Source organism: Streptomyces sp. NBC_00236, from assembly GCF_036195045.1.
Taxonomy (GTDB): Bacteria; Actinomycetota; Actinomycetes; order Streptomycetales; family Streptomycetaceae; genus Streptomyces.
On record NZ_CP108100.1, the window covers coordinates 2,745,080 to 2,762,176 of the forward strand.

At 72.8% G+C, this 17,097-nt stretch carries 13 protein-coding genes; 9 read left to right on the forward strand and 4 right to left on the reverse strand.

From position 1 onward, the window contains the following. Positions 1–47: 47 nt before the first annotated feature. Positions 48–1,016, reverse strand: coding sequence for a solute carrier family 23 protein (locus OG446_RS12270; RefSeq protein WP_328894061.1), 969 nt, complete (start codon positions 1,014–1,016; stop codon positions 48–50). 441 nt (positions 1,017–1,457) lie between these two features. Further along, positions 1,458–2,459 (reverse strand): serine hydrolase, encoded by a 1,002-nt coding sequence (locus OG446_RS12275; protein ID WP_328894062.1) that lies wholly within the window; start codon positions 2,457–2,459, stop codon positions 1,458–1,460. Between the two features lie 216 nt (positions 2,460–2,675). On the opposite strand from OG446_RS12275, the gene OG446_RS12280 reads away from it, so the two are divergent. Further along, positions 2,676–3,038 (forward strand): hypothetical protein, encoded by a 363-nt coding sequence (locus OG446_RS12280; RefSeq protein ID WP_328894063.1) that lies wholly within the window; start codon positions 2,676–2,678, stop codon positions 3,036–3,038. Positions 3,039–3,092: 54 nt separating this feature from the next. Here OG446_RS12280 and OG446_RS12285 read toward each other — a convergent pair whose 3' ends face one another. Next, positions 3,093–4,778, reverse strand: a complete 1,686-nt coding sequence (locus OG446_RS12285) for a thiamine pyrophosphate-binding protein (protein ID WP_328894064.1) — start codon at positions 4,776–4,778, stop codon at positions 3,093–3,095. Continuing rightward, positions 4,775–5,764 (reverse strand): agmatinase, encoded by a 990-nt coding sequence (gene speB / locus OG446_RS12290; RefSeq protein ID WP_328894065.1) that lies wholly within the window; start codon positions 5,762–5,764, stop codon positions 4,775–4,777. The genes OG446_RS12285 and speB overlap by 4 nt, the downstream gene beginning before the upstream one ends. A gap of 195 nt (positions 5,765–5,959) precedes the next feature. On the opposite strand from speB, the gene OG446_RS12295 reads away from it, so the two are divergent. The 8 genes from OG446_RS12295 to OG446_RS12330 all read left to right on the forward strand — a co-directional run bounded on the left by OG446_RS12295 (position 5,960) and on the right by OG446_RS12330 (position 17,017). Beyond that, positions 5,960–7,405 carry a PucR family transcriptional regulator gene (locus OG446_RS12295; RefSeq protein ID WP_328894066.1) on the forward strand — a complete coding sequence of 482 codons (1,446 nt, stop codon included), beginning with the start codon at positions 5,960–5,962 and terminating at the stop codon, positions 7,403–7,405. A 99-nt stretch (positions 7,406–7,504) separates the two neighbouring features. Continuing rightward, entirely contained in the window at positions 7,505–7,819 is a 315-nt protein-coding gene (locus OG446_RS12300) for a hypothetical protein (protein ID WP_328894067.1), read from the forward strand. Between the two features lie 138 nt (positions 7,820–7,957). Then, on the forward strand, positions 7,958–9,298 hold the full coding sequence (eccD, locus tag OG446_RS12305) for a type VII secretion integral membrane protein EccD (RefSeq protein ID WP_328898280.1): 1,341 nt from the start codon (positions 7,958–7,960) through the stop codon (positions 9,296–9,298). Positions 9,299–9,360: 62 nt separating this feature from the next. Continuing rightward, complete coding sequence (locus OG446_RS12310; protein WP_328894068.1) at positions 9,361–10,545, forward strand: MinD/ParA family ATP-binding protein; 1,185 nt, start codon at positions 9,361–9,363, stop codon at positions 10,543–10,545. Between the two features lie 124 nt (positions 10,546–10,669). Next, the gene (gene eccCa, locus OG446_RS12315) at positions 10,670–14,695 is read left to right on the forward strand and encodes a type VII secretion protein EccCa (protein WP_328894069.1); all 4,026 of its coding nucleotides are present in this window, start codon (positions 10,670–10,672) and stop codon (positions 14,693–14,695) included. Between the two features lie 58 nt (positions 14,696–14,753). Continuing rightward, complete coding sequence (locus OG446_RS12320; protein WP_328894070.1) at positions 14,754–16,175, forward strand: DUF6177 family protein; 1,422 nt, start codon at positions 14,754–14,756, stop codon at positions 16,173–16,175. A 127-nt stretch (positions 16,176–16,302) separates the two neighbouring features. Then, on the forward strand, positions 16,303–16,635 hold the full coding sequence (locus OG446_RS12325) for a hypothetical protein (protein ID WP_328894071.1): 333 nt from the start codon (positions 16,303–16,305) through the stop codon (positions 16,633–16,635). A gap of 61 nt (positions 16,636–16,696) precedes the next feature. After that, entirely contained in the window at positions 16,697–17,017 is a 321-nt protein-coding gene (locus OG446_RS12330; protein ID WP_328894072.1) for a pore-forming ESAT-6 family protein, read from the forward strand. Positions 17,018–17,097: the final 80 nt, after the last annotated feature.

A 17,097-nucleotide genomic window follows, 5' to 3' on the forward strand; every position in this document is an offset into this window, starting at 1 on the left:
TCGGCGTAGGTCCTTTCGTTCGGATCCGGCGGGCGGGACGAAGGGTTCTAGGCCGGTTCGGTGGCGGTCTGCGCAGGGCGGGCCGTGAGTCGCCCCAGATGGTGGAAGAACAGATTGAGCAGGACGGCCGACAGCGTGCCGAGCATGATGCCGCTCTCGAAGAGCACCTGGAGCTGCCGCGTGGGCATGTGCTCCGCGAACTGGGGACAGGCGGTCGGCAGGAACCCGATGCCGAGGCTCGCCGCGACCAGCACGGTGTTCCGGGCATCGGAGAGGTCGGCCTTGACGAGGATCTGCACGCCGACCACGGCGATCGTGGAGAACAGGACGATGGTCGCGCCGCCCAGCACGGCGGCCGGCATGGCGGCGACCACCGCACCCACCTTGGGCATCAGGCCGAGGATCAGCATGAGCACGCCGGCCGCCGCGACGATCCAGCGGGAGGTGACACGGGTCAGCCGCAGCAGTCCGACATTCTGCGAGTAGACCGTGGTCGGGAAGGAATTGATCAGCCCGGCCAGGACGGTCGCCAGTCCGTCGGCGCGCAGGGCGCGGGTGATGTCCCGTTCGTCGACCTCCCGTCCGGCTATCTCTCCGACAGCGAAGAACTGACCGATGGACTCCACCGCGATGATCACGAGGACGAGCACGATCGCGAGGACAGCCATGACGTCGAAGCGCGGTGCGCCGTAGTGCAGGGGGGCCTGCATGCCGACCCAGTCGGCCTTGCCTATGCCGGAGAAGTCCGTACGCCCCACGGTCGCGGCCAGTGCCGTTCCGGCGGCGAGGCCCACGAGCACGGCGACGGAGGCGAGGAATCCCCTGGCGAACCGGGCCTGCCACAACTCCGCGGTGATGTCGGCGCGGCGGGCTTCGAAGTCGGTCAGATCGACGACCCGGATGTCCCGGGCCACGGTCGCGGTCCCGGTAGCGGCGCCCATCCGCCGCTCCCGGTCGAGCTCCTGCTCGGCCCCGGTCTCCCGCTCGGCGGGCATGCGGTACGGCTCTGTGGTCAACGTGGTTCTCCCTCTTCGCGGCGTACGCGGCCGTCGAGCCGGTACGCGGGGGAACGAAGCGCGGTCACCGCCCCCGGCGCTTCCACCGACCCGCGCAGGGCGGACCGGGCACGCACGCACCGGCCTTGCTGCCGGACGCGTCGTGAGCTTGCAGCCCCGGGCCTGCGGGCGGATGAGCCCGTCGCCCCGGGAGCTGCGCGATGCCGAGAGTCTTGCGCCCAGGTGTTACGGGAGAGCTACGGAAGGTGTCCCCTACGTTAAAGCGGCTTCCCCCGAGGCCGGTACGTGTCTCCTCCGGGGAGTTGTGGGCCCAGGGCCTCGACGTGACGTCGCAGGCCGTGAAGTCGAGGAGACGGGCTCCAGGTCGCGTCCGCACAGCGTCGGCGTCCGCCCCGCGGGCCCGACGGGACCTCGCGGACACGACCTGGGTCCTCGGACGGACTACTGCGGGGACACGGTGAGCATCCGGCCGGCCGGCGCCTCGGGCACCGGCGGGATCGCCTCCTGGAGGAAGGGTGTCACGGTGGAGACGTCCGCACGGTGCAGGGTGCGGGCGGACAGGTCGCGCATGATGCGCGGTTTCGCGGGCGGCAGGTTCAGGTCGTGGTGCACGACCTTGGCGACGGCCTGGATGGTGTTGACGCCGTCCGTCATCGTCTTGTTGTCCTGGGTCAGCACCGTGAGCACGTAGTCGTGGCCCTTGCCCGTGAAGGCGCCGATGCTGTGGACCCGCCAGCCATGGGTGGCGCGCTGCAGCCAGCCGTTCTTGACGTGGACGGTGACTCCCGCCGGGGCCCCGGCGGGGGTGCCCCAGCGCTGGCCGGAGACGACCTTGCGCATCAGGCCGAGCTCGTAGGAGCGGGCGCTGTCGGTGAGCACGGAGTTCTTCGCGGTGAGGAGGAGCAGCAGCCGTTGCTCGTCCTGGGCGGTGATCTGGGTCAGCCCCCAGTAGCCGCCGGAGCCGGGCACGGTGTGTGTCATCCCGGCCGCCTTGAGGAACGCGTTGACCTTGGTGACACCGAGCTGCTTCCACAGGGCGGTGGTCGCGTTGTTGTCGGACTTGGTGATCATCGCGGTGCTGAGGTCGGCCTCGCGCTGCGTGAGGTGGCGGCCGTGCTTGGCGTTGTCCCAGAGCAGTGTGGCCAGCACGGTCGCCTTCACGACGCTGGCGGAGTCGTACTTCGACGTGGCCCGGAGCGTGCACGTGGTCTTCGTGGTCCGGTCGTAGAGGGACACCGCGGTGGTCGACTTGCGCCCCTTGAGCGCGGCGGTGATGTCCTTCGACAGCTTGGCGGCGAGCCCGGCCCTCGCCGAGGTGCAGCTCGCCGTCGGTGTGGCGGCCGCGGCGGGTGCCGCGGTGACCGCCACGGGTGCGAGCACTCCGACGGCGAGCGCGGCGCAGAGTGCGCCACGGGCACGTCGGGATATGCGGGGTGTCGTCATGTGTGTGGCTTCCCGTCCCCTGAGGTTCGTGGGCACGCCCCCCGGCGTGCCCACTGGGTTGACTCGCGGACGGGCGGAAAGTTGTACGGCGAAGGTGGTTCGTGCCCGAATTCGTGAGCGATGCCGTGCCGGATCCCGTGCACGTCTCGTCGCGGCGTTCCGTCGCGGGCCCGGACGGGTAGTGATGCCCTCTGCCGGTGGAACGGAGGAGAGGTCATGTCGGAGGGCCCGCCCACGGATGCCTACCGTTGCGGTCAGTTGTACGCGGCTCTGGAGACCTTGGAGTCGCTCGCCGACATCGGTTCCCGCGCGCTGGGCCGCGCGGACATGCGGGAGAACGCCGCGAAGAGACCCCGCACCCATATGACCGAGCCGCTGATCATGGTGGGCCGGTCCCTGCATTCCGCTCGGCTGCGTGGCCGGGCGGCCGCGGCCGGTGCGGTGTTCCGGATGATCCCGGACCTGCTGCCGGCGGCCCGGGACCTGCCGGGCAGTCAGGACACTGGTCAGCGCGCGGAGTTCGCCCGGGGCCGGCAGGATCAGCTGGAGGTCATCGCCAAGGAGACCGCCGTGCTCTGAGGTGACGTACCCGGGCCCGGGACGACTGCGGTCCCGGGCCCTGGCACGAGGGCGTCAGAGGTGCGTCGGCGCGAACATCCGCAGCAGAGCAGGGAGGACGACGACCGAGGGGCCGGGCTGTGCGAGCGCCTTGGCCAGGTCGTCGCTGAGCGCCTCCGGGTTCGTACGGACGGCGGGGACGCCGAAGGACTCGGCGAGGGCCACGAAGTCCGGGCGGGACAGTTCCGTCGCGCTGGTCTCGCCGAAGGCGTCGGTCATGTACTCGCGCAGGATGCCGTAGCCACCGTCGTCGACGATCAGCCAGGTGACGGGCAGGTCGTACTGGCGGGCGGTGGCGAGCTCCGCGATGGAGTACATCGCGCCGCCGTCTCCGGACACCGCGAGGACGGGCTTCGTCCGGTCGGCGGCGGCCGCGCCGATGGCCGCCGGGAAGGCGTAGCCGAGGCCGCCGGAGCCCTGGGCGGAGTGCATGGTGTTGGGGTGACGGGCGTCGAAGGCGGCCCAGGCCCAGTAGCCGAGGATCGTCATGTCCCAGAAGCTGGGTGACGCGTCGGGCAGGGCGGTCCTGATCCCGGCGACGAGGCGCTGTTCCAGGGTGAGTTCCTGGCCGGCGATCCGGTCCCGGACCCGGCCGAGCACCGCCGCGACCCGCTCGGCGGCGGCCGGGTCCCGGCGCGGGGTGACCGCGTCGAGGAGGTCGGCCAGCGCGTCGCGGGCGTCGGCGTGGATGCCGAGGGCCGGGTGGTTGGACTCCAGTTTCCCGGCGTCGGCCTCGATCTGCACGACACGGCCGCGGGGCGCGAACGTGTAGTAGTTCGAGGAGAGTTCACCGAGTCCGGAGCCTACGACGAGCAGGACGTCGGCGTCCTCCAGGAAGTCCGTCGTGTGCCGGTCCTCGATCCAGGACTGGAGGGAGAGGGGGTGCTCCCACGGGAAGGCGCCCTTGCCGCCGTACGTGGTGACGACCGGGGCGCCGACCTTCTCCGCGAGGGCCCGCAGCTTGCCGGAGGCGTCGGAGCGTACGACCCCGCCGCCCGCGATGATCGCCGGTCGCTCCGCGTTCGACAGCAGGTGCGCTGCCACCGCGATGAGTTCGGGGCGGGCGTGCACCTCGCGCGGGGTGGCGTCCATCGCCGTGACGACGGGCAGGGTCGTCTCGGCAATGAGCACGTCCTGCGGGATCTCGATCCAGACCGGACCGTGCGGGGCGGTCAGCGCGGACTCCCAGGCGGCGGCGATCGCGGACGGGATCTGCGAGGCGGTACGGACGGTGTGGACCGACTTCACGACGTCGCGGAACGAGGCCTTCTGGTCGCGGAGCTCGTGCAGATAGCCGTGCCGGCCGCCGCCCAGACCCGCGGTCGGGATCTGGCTGGAGATCGCCAGTACGGGGGCCGACGCCGAGGCCGCCTCCTGGAGCGCGGCGAGCGAGGTGAGCGCACCGGGTCCGGTGGACAGGAGGAGCGGGGCGACCTCGCCGGTGATGCGCCCGTACGCGTCGGCGGCGAAGCCCGCGTTGTTCTCGACGCGCAGGCCGACGTAGCCGAGGGACGAGCGGCGCAGCGCGTCGAAGATACCCAGCGCGTGCTGGCCGGGCAGACCGAAGACGGTGGTCGCACCGAGGCCCTGGAGGGTCTCGACGACGAGGTCGCCGCCGTTGCGTCCGGGCGGAGGGTTCAGCGCGGCGGCGATCTGGGCGGGGGTGAGCTCGGGCCGCTCGTCGTGGTGGTCGTGGCTCACTGGTCCCGTGCCCCCTCGACCGGCTTCCGGGCCTCCGCGATCTGCCGGGTCATGATCGTCGTCAGCTCGTACGCGGCGTGCGAGGCCGCGACAGAGGTGATCTCGGCGTGATCGTACGCGGGGGCGACCTCGACCAGGTCGGCGGAGACCAGGTTGCAGGAGGACAGCCCGCGCACGATCTCCAGCAGCTCGCGGGAGGTGAGGCCGCCGGCCTCGGGGGTGCCGGTGCCGGGGGCGTGCGCAGGGTCCAGCACGTCGATGTCGATGGAGATGTAGAGCGGCCGGTCGCCGATGCGCTGACGCAGCTGGTCCGCGATCTCGTCGACGCCGCGCCGCATGACGTCGGCGGAGGTGACGATGCCGAAGCCCATCTTGGCGTCGTCGGTCAAGTCCTGCTTGCCGTACAGCGGGCCGCGGGTGCCGACGTGGGAGAGCGCGGACGTGTCGAGGATGCCTTCCTCGACGGCCCGGCGGAACGGGGTGCCGTGGGTGTACGCGGCGCCGAAGTAGGTGTCCCAGGTGTCGAGGTGCGCGTCGAAGTGGAGCAGCGCGACGGGGCCGTGCTTCTTGGCGACGGAGCGCAGCAGCGGCAGCGCGATGGTGTGGTCGCCGCCGAGCGTCATCAGCCGGGCGCCGGTGGAGAGGAGGTCGTCGGCGGCGGCCTCGATCGTCTCGACGGCCTCGTTGATGTTGAAGGGGTTGGCGGCGATGTCCCCGGCGTCGGCGACCTGCGCGAGGGCGAACGGTGAGGCGTCCTGCGCCGGGTTGTACGGGCGCAGGAGCCGGGAGGCCTCCCGGATCGCGTTGCCGCCGAAGCGGGCGCCGGGCCGGTAGGAGACGCCCGAGTCGAAGGGCACCCCGACGACGGCGACCTCCGTGGTGCCGACCTCGTCGAGGCGGGGCAGCCGCGCGAACGTCGCGGGTCCGGCGTACCGCGGGACGCGGGACGAGTCGACGGGGCCGCGCGGCGCTTCGTTGCTGCTCATGGGGTGGAGAGCCTTTCCTTCGGTTCGTTCGGGTTCTTCTGGTTCCCTCGCTGACGCGCTGCTTCGAGTGTGCCGGATCCCCCGGAACGGGACGGAATCACGCGTACGGGTCCACCGACGACGCTAGGCGGCGGTGCGGCGACCCTGAAGTGTATGTTTCCTCCACCTATGCCTCACTGAACGGATGAATCATCCATGCCCGACTCCCCCGTGGGACCGCCCACCCCACCCGTTCCGCTGGCCGGGCTGCTGGCCCTGGAGGAGCTCGGGCTCCGCCTGATCGCGGGGCCGGCCGACGCCGAGCTGCTGTGGGTGCACACCTCGGAGATGGCGGACCCGTACCCGTATCTGCTCGGCGGCGAGCTGCTGCTGAGCGCCGGGGTGCTGCTCGCGGACCCGGACACGTATGTGGCCCGGCTGGTGGAGGCGGGGGCGGCGGCACTCGGTTTCGGGGTGCGGCCGGTGCACGAGGCGGTGCCGCCGGCCCTGGTCGCCGCCTGTGACCGGCACGGGCTGCCGCTGGTAGAGGTGCCGCCGGGGACGCCGTTCACCGCGATCGCGCGGGCGGTGTGGGGGCTGATGGCCGCGGCGCGCCACCGTGAGCTGCGCCGGGTGACGCGGGCCCAGCAGGCCCTGGCCACGGCGGCGGCGCGGCCGGACCCGATCCCCGCGGTGCTGCACCAGCTGGCGGTCCGGCTGCCGGGGCGGGCGGCCCTGCTGGCGGCCGGCGGCGAGGAACTGCACGCGGCGGGACCGCCACCGGCCCCGGAGGTGCGGGCGGCCCTGGCCCGGCTCGCCCGGGTGGTCGCCCCGGGAGCCCGCCCCGCCCCCGCCTCGGCCACCGACACCGTGGGCGGGTCCCATCTGTCGGCGTACGCGCTGGGCGGCGGGCAGGGGCTGGCCCTGACCCTGGCCACGGACCACCGCGAGGCGGGCGACCGCACCGTCGCCGGGATCGCGGTCGTCCTGCTCTCCCTGCTGGCCGCTCCGCACCAGGGCGCCGGTGCGGCGGCACGCTCGGCGGCGCTCGTCCGGCTGCTGCTCGGCACGGACCCGGCGGACGTGGCGCCACTGCTGGACGGTGACGGGCGCTGGACGGTGGTGCACGCGCGCCGCACCGACGGCGCGGCGGCGGACCCGCTCACCGCGGGCGCGCTCGGTGCGGCCCTGGGCTCGGCGCTCGTGGACGCGGAACGGGGCGACGAGGCGGTACGGGTCCTGGTCCCCGGCGCCGACCGGGTCACCCCGCAGCCGGGCTGGACGCTCGGCGCCTCGGCCCCCGTTCCGGCCGACGCGCTGGAGGCCGCCGGCATCCGGGCCGCGCGCGCCCTCGGCCGGGCGGAGGCGACCCGCGCCCCGCTGGTGGCGGACGCTCCGGTGTCCGGCCTCGCCGCGCTGCTCCCGCCCGGCCCCGCGGCCGACCGCGCCCGCGAACTCCTCGCCCCGCTCACCGAGCCGCTCGCCGAGACCCTGCGCTGCTGGCTCTCCCTGCACGGCAGCTGGGACCGGACGGCGGTGGCCCTGTCCGTCCACCGCAACACCGTCCGCCAACGCATCGCGCGGTGCGGGGCGTTGCTGGGGACGGACCTGGACGACATGGACGTACGTACGGAGTTGTGGCTCGCCCTGCGGCAGGAGTGATCCCGCACGCACCCGGCGTACGGAGGTCCCGTTCGGGCCACCCTGATGTGTCCCGCCCGTCGGCACATGACATATGTTGCAGTGGCAAAGGGGGGCCGAATGGCACGGGATTACGACAGTCAACTGCTGGAATCGGTGGGGGTACGCCGACGCCGGATGCGGGACGCGCTCCTGTTCGGCGCCCAGCGCGCGCGGCGGACGGCGGACGAACGCCTCGGGAAGGTGTTCGCGGGGATCGCGATCACGGCGGTGCTGTGCGCGGGGTGCGTGGGGTGGTCGTTCCTCCAGCACACCCTGGACAAGCAGAAGGCCGAGCAGGAGAAACAGCAGCGGCAGGCGCAGCAGTACGGGCAGTCCTCGCCGACGCCCTCGGCCCCGGCCCCGGCCGGTTCGACGAAGCCGGCGCAGCCGTAGGCAGTGCTTGTGCGTGCGCCGGCATTCACCGGCACAGGATTTCACGGGCCCGCTTTTTTCGCTTGGTTCGCTTTGCCCAATTGGCCCGAAATTCCAGGAAATCGCGATGATAGGTTTTCGTAAGTGGTGAGTACAGCAATGACTTCCCGGGCGGAAATGAGCCGGGTGACCCTGGTCGGTGAGCGGCGTCGGGCCGACATCGTGCTGCCCTCCGACACCCCTGTCGGTCAACTCCTTCCGGACATCCTGCAGTTGCTGGACGACCGGGCAGCGGCGCGGCCGTTGACCCGGCAGTTGCTCACCGCCGACGGCTCGGCGCTGCCGCACGACAGCACCCTGGCGTCGGCCGGGATCGGTGACGGCGCCGTGCTGCGGCTCGTGCGGACCCACGCCGCGCCGCCCGCGCCGGTGGTCCACGACGTCACGGACCAGGTGGCGGACGACCTCGACATGCGGGCCTGGCGCTGGCGTCCGGCCGCACGGCGGGCCGCTGCGGGGGCGACGACCGTGGCCTTCGCGGTGATCGCCGCACTGCTCGCGCGCAGCGAGTTCCCGCTCACCGCGCTGGCGGGCGCCCTGGCGGCCGTCACCGTCGTCCTCCTGGTGGCCGGTGCCCTCGTCGCCCGGCTCGGACGGGGCAAGCGCGGTCTGGCGACCGCGCTGCTGCTCGCCTCCAGCGGGCTCGGGATCCTCACGGCCTGGACGGCCGCCGACGCGTACGACTGGTCCGGGGCGCTCCGGCTGGCCGCCGTGGCGGGCGCGGTCACCCTGTCGCTGGCGCTGCTCGGCCTCTTCTCACCGCTGGGCCGGGGCGGCCTCATCGGCGCCATGGCCACCGCCGCCCTGACCGTGGTCTGGGAGGGCGTCGCCGCCGGCACGTCGGACCTCGCCCGGCTCGGTGCCGTGATGGCCGTGGTCTCCGTGGTCCTGCTCGGCCTGCTGCCCCGGATCGCCCTGATGGCTTCGGGGCTCACCGCGCTCGACGACCGGCGCTCGGGCGGGGTGTCCGTCAGCCGTCACGATGTGGGCAACGCGCTGGCCGCCACGCATCGCGGGCTCGCCCTCGCGACCCTCGCGACCTCGGTCTCGGCGGCCGCCGCCGGCTGGCTCCTCACCCTGGCCGACCGGCCGACCGTGTGGACCGTGCTGCTGCCCTCGCTGGTGGCGGTGGTGCTCCTGTCCCGGGCCCGGGCGTTCCCGCTGGTGGCCGAGGTGGTGGCGCTCTTCGCGGCCGCCGCGGTCCTCGTCGTCCGTCTGGTGATGCTCTGGACGGATCACGCCGGGGGCGCCGGGCCCATCGCCGTGCTGTGCGCGGCGGCGCTGCTGCCCCTGCTCGCGCTGGCGGTGGAGCCGCCGGAACACGTACGGGTCCGGCTGCGGCGTACGGCCGACCTCGTCGAGTCCATCGGCGTGGTGGGGCTCTTCCCGCTCACCGTCGGCGTGTTCGGCATGTACGGGCAGCTGCTCAACAAGTTCTGACGACTGACAGCACATGCGCGGGCGCTCCGGGCGGGGCATCGAAGCGGAGATGAAGGACAGACATGCCGAACGCGGACAACTGGCAGAGCGATGTGCTGCGCGATCTGAGCGGCACCGCCGCCCCGCAGGGCACGACGGGTACAACGGGCACGACAGGCACGACGGGCAGGCCCGGCACGACGGACACCGGCGAACGGACGGCCCCGACGACGACGGTGGCCCAGGCCCAGGCCGCAGCCCAAGTCCAGGCCCCGCCCCAGATACCGCGCACCCCCGCCTACACGGAGAACACCCCCCACGCGGCGCAGGGCGCCCGGCCCTTCGGCGCTCCGGACTCGCGGGCGGTGGTGGAGCGGGAGCTGGCAGGCGCGGCGCGGCGCCCGCAGCGGGGCGAGTCGCTCGCCGTACGAGCCTCGCGCGCACTGCGCCGAATCGTTTCCTCCTCTGCGGCGCGCGAGGCCGCCGAGATCACCCGTACCGCCGAGGTGCTCCAGCGGCCGGTGACGACCGGGCGCCAGATCGCCGTCACGTCCATCCGGGGCGGTGCGGGCAAGACGACGGTCGCCGCGCTGCTCGGCACGGCGTACGCGCACTACCGCCAGGACCCGGTCCTCCTCGTCGAGGCCGATCCGGCCCTCGGCTCGCTGCCGCTGCGGCTCGGCGTAGAGACGCTGCGGTGGACCACGGCCGATCTCGCGGACATCGTGGAGCCGCAGATGTCGCTGCTCGACGTCACCGGCTACCTGGTCCAGCTCCCCGACAACGCCTGGCTGCTGCCGGGCAGCCAGGGCCGGATCGGGGCGATGCTCGACACCGCGACGTACGAACGGGTCATGGTGGCGCTGCGCCGCTACTTCAGCGTGACCGTGGTCGACTGCGAGACGCTTCCCGCAGAGGTCGCCCGGGTCGCCCTCTCGGCCTCCCAGGCCCGTGTCCTGACCGCCCCCGCCACGCTGGACGGCGTCACGAGCACGTACGCGGTGCTGCAGTGGCTGCAAGGGCTGCCCCGTCATGTGATCGCCGGGACCGTGGTCGTGCTGTCCAGCACCGTGGCGCGGCCCGGCATCGACGTGGAGGCGGCCGCCGAACGGCTCCGGTCCACGGGTGCGAGCGTCCACGTCCTGCCCTACGACCGGCATCTGGCGGCGGGCGGCGCCCTGCGCACCGAACTGCTCGCCCGGCCGACACGGCTGGCCGCCACCCGGCTGGCGGCCGAGGTGTTCGAGCTCTCCCAGAAGCGCCGGTGACCGCGATGCGCCTGATCCCGAGGCCCATGAAGCCGATCCCGAGTCCCCTGGAAACACCGGCACCGATACCGGTGCGGGCCCCCCGCACGCGCCACGAACCGGCCGTGAACCCCGGACGGAGCCGATGAGTACCCGCCTGATCCACCGCCCCGCCCGGACCACCCGCCCGCCGGCCGTGCCCGCGCCCCGCACCATCGAGGCGCCGCCCAACCTGCCCGAGGGCAAGGCGGGCAACATCGCGATGTCGCTGCTGCCGGTCGCCGGGGTCATGTCGTCCGTCGTGATGATGACGGTCGTCCGCAACAGCCAGTTCGCCGGGCTCGGCGCGATCATCCTCGTGGTCACGGTCATCGGCTCCGCGGCCCTGCTCCTCTCGCAGCGCGGCAAGGCCCAGCGCACACGCCGTACGCAGCGCGAGGCCTACCTCGCCTATGTGGAGGACCTGCGCGAGGAGTTGTCGGCCGAGGAGCGCGAGCGGCGGGGGCGGGCGGATGTGCTGAACCCGTCTCCGTACTCCCTGTACGACATCGTGCGCGACCCGGCCCGGCTCTGGGAGCGGCGACGGGTCGACGACGACTTCCTGCGGGTGCGGGTCGGCACCGGCGAGATGCCGGTGCGGGACCTCCAGATCGCCGAGCAGGGCTCGTCCGTCCTCACGCCGCCGGACCTCTTCATGCTCAACGAGGCCTCGGCCGTGGTGACCCGGTTCCGCAACGGGACCGAGCTCCCGCTGACCGTCCCCCTCGACCGCGTCGGCAACGTCAGCGTCATCGGTCCCCGCGAGGACTGCCTGCGCATCGCCCGCGCCCTGCTCGTGCAGGCGGCGGCCCTGCACGCGCCCGACGACGTGGCCATCGCCGTCGCCGCACCGGGCGACCGGACAGCGGACTGGGAGTGGGCCAAGTGGCTGCCGCACGTGCTCGACCCCGAGCAGTTCGACGGCCCGGTCGCAGCTCGCCGCATCGCACCGTCCGCTCCCCAGCTGGCCCGCCGGCTCGACGCGGAGCTGCGCCGCCGGGCCTCGTACGCCGCCGAGGTCCGCCGCGGACTGGCCGGACGGGACGCGCTGTCCATGAACTCCCGGCTGCTCGTGGTCACCGACGGGCACGGCGAGGACGCCGTCGACCTGCCGCGTCCCGACGACGCGGTCGGACTGCGCGAGATGGGCGTCACCGTGGTGCACCTGCTCGAACAGCGTGTGCAGGAACCGGGTCACGTCAACGTACGCATCACCGTCGAGGGCACCGACGTGACCATCGAGGACCTGCGCCAGGCGGAACCGGTCCAGGCCCACGGCACGGTGGACGAGGTCGGTGTGCCGTTCGCCGAGGGCCTGGCCCGGATGCTCGCCCCGCTGCGGCTCTCCGCCGAGTCCCTGGTGGACGCCCCACTGTCCGGTCCGGTCGAGTTCGCCGCGATGCTCGGCATCGACGACGTGGCCCGGCTCGACCTGGACCGGCTGTGGGCGCCGCGCGGGGAACGCGCCTTCCTTCGTGTCCCCATCGGCATCAGCGACTCCCACGAGCCGGTGCTCCTGGACCTCAAGGAGTCCTCCGAGCTCGGCATGGGACCGCACGGGCTGTGCGTGGGCGCCACCGGATCCGGCAAGTCGGAGCTGCTGCGGACCCTGGTCCTCGGCCTGGTGGCCACCCATCCGCCCGAGGACCTCGCGCTCGTCCTGGTCGACTACAAGGGCGGCGCCACCTTCGCACCGTTCGCGGACCTGCCCCATGTCGCGGGCGTCATCACCAACCTGGAGAACCAGGCCGGCCTCGTCGAGCGGGTCCACTCCTCGCTCGCCGGTGAGGTCAAGCGCCGCCAGCAGGCCCTGAGGGACGCGGGCAACGTCGCCGACATCGGGGACTACGCGGCCCTGCGCGCTTCGAGGCGGCCGGACCTCGACCCGCTGCCGCACCTGTTCGTCGTGATCGACGAGTTCGGCGAACTGCTCACGGCCAAGCCGGACTTCATCGACCTGTTCCTCTCCATCGGCCGGATCGGGCGCTCCATCGGCGTCCATCTGCTGCTCTCCAGCCAGCGCATCGAGGGCGGCAAGCTCAAGGGCCTGGAGACCTACCTCTCCTACCGCCTCGGCCTGCGGACCTTCTCCGCCGACGAGTCGCGCACGGTCCTGGACACCACGGACGCCTTCCACCTGCCGCCGCTGCCCGGCTTCGGCTACCTCAAGGTCGACACCAGCCACTACGCCCGGTTCAAGGCGGGCTACGTCTCGGGCGGATACCGCGGTCCGGCCCGGCGCGTCGAGGATGAGGAGACCGGCCCCCTCGCCCTGGAGTACGAGGCGTTCAACACCCTGGCCGGGGCGAGCAGCACCCAGCAGGAACAGGAACCGGCATCCCGCCGCCGCGAGACCGGCCCGACCGAACTCGGCATCATGGTCGACCAGTTGACCGGAGCCGCCCCGGGCGTACGCAGCATCTGGCTGCCTCCGCTGCCCGCCGCGATCGCCCTGGACACGGTCGCCGGTCCGCTGGACGTCGGCCCGCGCGGCATGCGCCTGACCGGGGCCGGCACGGGCGGCGGCAGCGGCACCGGCAACGGCCGGGCCGGCACGCGGCAGCAGGGTCCGCTGCGGGTGCCGCTCGGCCTGCTGGACGACCCGGCCAAGCAGTGGCAGGGGCAGTGGTTCCTGGACCTGACGGTGGCCGGCGGCCACGCCGCCTTGATCGGCGGCCCGCAGTCCGGCAAAACGACGCTCCTGCGCACGCTCGTCCTCTCCCTCGCGCTGACCCACACCCCGCAGGAGGTCGGCATCTACGGACTCGACCTGGTCGGCGGCGGCCTCCAGGCGCTGGCGGAGCTGCCGCACGTGGGCGGCATCGCGGGCCGCGCCGACCGGGAGCGTGCGGCCCGCACGGTCGAGGAGGTCCGCGCCATGCTCGCCGTGCGCGAGGACCTCTTCCGCGAGCACGGCATCGACTCCGTCGAGCAGCTGCGCACCCTGCACGCGGCGGGTCGGCTGCCGCGGCTGGCGTCCGCCGAGATCGTGCTCGTGATCGACGGATTCGGTGCGCTGCGCGACGACTTCGACGATCTCGACGACGCGGTCGCGGACATCCTCAAGCGCGGCGGCGGGTACGGGATCCACGTCGTCGCGGGCATGCTGCGCTGGAACGACGTACGCATCGCCATCCAGTCCAACTTCGGCACCCGCGTCGAGCTGCGGCTGAACGACCCGGGCGAGTCGAGCATCGACCGCAAGCTCGCCGCGACCCTGTCGCCCGACGAGCCCGGCCGGATCCTCACCGACGGAAAGCTCTTCGCCCAGGTCGCGCTCCCCCGCACGGACGGGGCCGCCGACACGGCGGACCTGGGCGTGGTGCTGGAGCGCACCGCCCGGACGGTCCGCGCCACCTGGCACGGCGAGGTCGCCCAGCCCGTACGGGTCCTGCCGCACATCCTGGAGCCACACCTGCTGCCGGGTCCGGTCGCCGAGCCGCGGCAGGTCCCGCTCGGCCTCGACCAGTCGGCGCTGGCACCCGTCCTGCTCGACCTGTTCGCCCACGACCAGCACCTGCTCGTGCTGGGGGACAGCGAGTGCGGCAAGACGAACCTGCTGCGGACGGTCGCGCACGGCCTGGTCGACCGTTACGGCGAGGACGACCTGGTGTTCGCCGTGATGGACCCGAGGCGCTCGCTGCGCGGGGTGGTCCCGGAGGAGTTCAACGGCGGCTACGCGTACAACTCCAAGCTCTGCGCCGGACTTTCGGCCGGGATCGCCACCGAACTGGAGAAGCGGCTGCCCGACGAGGACGCACGCCTGGAGGACCTGGAGCCGGGCAGCTGGGGCAACGGCCCGCGCATCGTGGTCCTGGTCGACGACTACGACGTACTGACGACCGCCGGCCAGTCGCCGCTGGCCGCGTTCCTCCCGTACATCCCGTCGGCGGTCGACATCGGCCTCCACTTCGTGCTGACGCGCCGCGTGGCCGGCGCCTCGCGCGGCATGTACGAACCGCTGGTGCAGGGCCTGCGGGAGTCGGGCGCGTCGGCGCTGGTGATGTCCGGCGACCGGAGCGAGGGCCAGCTCCTGCCCGGGGTGTACGCGTCCCAACAGGCTCCGGGCCGGGGCACGTTCATCCAGCGCGGCCGCCCGAACCGGCTGGTCCAGACGGTGTACGCGCCGTGAGCGAACCGGTGAACCTCCGCAATGACCGCTGCCGAACGACGAAGGACCGGACGACTCCATGACGAAGGACGTCATCGCGCTCACCGCCCGCATGCCCGACCCGTTGACCGTGCTCGCCGGCCTGCTCTCCGGCGGCCCGGACAAGCTGGTGGGCGCCCGGGGCGAGGGCGCCGTGGTGCAGCTCTGCGACACGCAGGGCCGCCCGCTCGTCTCGGTCGAGGCACCGCTGCTGATCGCCGTGGAGGGCGAGGCGGAACGGCTCCTGGGTGCGACGCCGCCGCCGGTCCCGTACTGGTGGACGGAGGCCCGCGCCACCACGGGGGTCGCGGAGGCGGAGCAGCTCGCGGGCACGTTCGCGACCCGGCTCACCGCGCTGGTGGGCGGCTCGGCCTGGCCGCCGGACGCCGTCGGCTCGCTCACGGTGGTGCCGACGGACGGGGTGAGCGTCGCCCCGGCACCGGCCGCCGCGCAGCCCGCCGTCGACGTGCTCACCGAAAAGGTCGCCGTGGTCATCCAGGACCGCCCGGTCGTCGCGATGACGGCCTGGCTCTCCGACGCCTTCCGGGCGGCCGCCGAGGCGGGGCTCGGCCTCCAGATCGTCAGCCCGGCGGGCGCCACGCTCTCCCCCGCCGTACGCGACAGCCTGGGCGGATGGCCGTCGCGCTGGATCGTCCAGGACGAGCGGGACGGGTACTACGACGGCCTGACGGGCGCCGTACTGCGCTGGCAGGACGGTGCGTTCGGTCCTCCGCTCTCACCGGACGCTTCGGAGGACGACCCGCACACCCAGGTGGCGGCCACCTACCAGGAGGTCTCGGACACGGGTGAGCGCCAGCTGGGCCTGACCTTCCGCATGGTCCACCCGGCGGACGACCGGCTGGTGCTGGGCGGCGGCCTGGAGACGGTGTGGCGGGAGCTGACGGGGAATCCTCCGGCCGGGTGGGGCACGTCGGAGCCGGCCAACCTTCCGTGGTCACTGCGCCGGTTGACCGACCTGGCCCATCGCAGGGCGCCGGATCCGACGTGGCTCGTCGTGGTCGGCGGCCCGGACCGCCCGGCCCTCGCCACCGTGCGCATCACGCGCACGGAGGCCGGCGTCGAGGAGCACGTCACGATGGCGCTCGGCTACGGAAGCGACGAGTCGTGTCCGGTGGACGCCCTGCCCGCCCTTGCCGAGACCCTCGCGACCCGGCACCGCCTCCAGTCGATGCTCGTACAACTTCGCAAAGCGCGACGCGACATGGCGGTACCGGCGCGCTTCGAGGGGCCGGGCGTGCCGCTGGCCTTCGTGCTCGGCACGGAGGAGGTCCGCACCCTGCCGGGCGACCGCGCCCGCCGCACACCGCTGCCGGAGGCGCCCCTCCCGCTCGGCCCGAGAACGCGCCCCGCGCTGTACTACCCCCTGCCGGGCGACCCGTCGGACCTGTCGGGGTGGCAGGACTTCGAGCGGCTGATGAGCCATCTCAAGGGCGCGCCATGACCGCGCCCGATGTCATGGATTGGCAACAACGGCGATCTGTCCGATTGCAGATTGCAATAGCGACGCGCAAGTTGATAGACATGTTTTCGATCAAGAAGGCATTCGTTCGAGCGGGTGGGGGAAGCTGATGAAGTTCGACATGGGGGCCTCGGTCCTTTCAACGCTGATGTCGAAGTCGCAGGGCTCCAGTACGGATCTGGGCACGCTGATCCGGCAGTTGCTCGCGGCGGCTGAGCCGCTGGAGGGCAAGTTCCACGGGGCGGGCAAGGTCGCCTTCGACGACTTCAAGAACCGCTCCGACGAGATCACCGCGGCGCTGAACGCCTCGCTCTCCGGAATCCTGGGCGGCCAGTCCGGTATGGACGCTGCTTTCGGCTCTGGTGACCAGGAGCAGGGCGAGAACGCGAGGACGCAGATGGCGTCGGCCAACTTCGACGCGGCGCGTTTCTCGGGCCGCTGACACCGGCCGGCCCGGCGAGCGGGCGGCGGGGAATCGTTTTTCTGACGGGGAGTGATGGGTGATGGCAGGAAACGCGGGCGACACCGACCGGCGTGCGTACGACACGGGCGCTTCCACCGAGGTCCAGGGCAACATCCAGGGGGTGATCGCCCAGTTGGAACTGGTGATCACGGCCCGAGACACGCAGGTGAAGGCCGCGATGAGCGACTTCGCGGCCGACGGCGTGGCGGACGAGTACCACGGCAAGGAACTCCGCTGGAACACGACCTCGCAGGAGGTCAGGAACATCATCCAGCTGCTGCGTTCGACGCTGGAGAAGAACGACGGCACCGCGCAGCAGACGCTGGCGCGCGCCAAGGCCGCGGTCGACAACATCGGCTGAGGGGTGTTACTCCGCCCACCGGAAGAATCGTTCCTTCTGCCGGGCGGTGGAGGTCCGGAGATCGGTACGGCTACGGGGGC

Coding starts and splice junctions, on each gene's coding strand:
- eccD (WP_328898280.1), top strand. CDS start 7,958: ATGACTTCCCGGGCGGAAATGAGCCGGGTGACCCTGGTCGGTGAGCGG.
- OG446_RS12330 (WP_328894072.1), top strand. CDS start 16,697: ATGGCAGGAAACGCGGGCGACACCGACCGGCGTGCGTACGACACGGGC.
- speB (WP_328894065.1), bottom strand. CDS start 5,764: ATGAGCAGCAACGAAGCGCCGCGCGGCCCCGTCGACTCGTCCCGCGTC.
- OG446_RS12300 (WP_328894067.1), top strand. CDS start 7,505: ATGGCACGGGATTACGACAGTCAACTGCTGGAATCGGTGGGGGTACGC.
- OG446_RS12325 (WP_328894071.1), top strand. CDS start 16,303: ATGAAGTTCGACATGGGGGCCTCGGTCCTTTCAACGCTGATGTCGAAG.
- OG446_RS12295 (WP_328894066.1), top strand. CDS start 5,960: ATGCCCGACTCCCCCGTGGGACCGCCCACCCCACCCGTTCCGCTGGCC.
- OG446_RS12320 (WP_328894070.1), top strand. CDS start 14,754: ATGACGAAGGACGTCATCGCGCTCACCGCCCGCATGCCCGACCCGTTG.
- OG446_RS12310 (WP_328894068.1), top strand. CDS start 9,361: ATGCCGAACGCGGACAACTGGCAGAGCGATGTGCTGCGCGATCTGAGC.
- OG446_RS12275 (WP_328894062.1), bottom strand. CDS start 2,459: ATGACGACACCCCGCATATCCCGACGTGCCCGTGGCGCACTCTGCGCC.
- OG446_RS12280 (WP_328894063.1), top strand. CDS start 2,676: ATGTCGGAGGGCCCGCCCACGGATGCCTACCGTTGCGGTCAGTTGTAC.
- eccCa (WP_328894069.1), top strand. CDS start 10,670: ATGAGTACCCGCCTGATCCACCGCCCCGCCCGGACCACCCGCCCGCCG.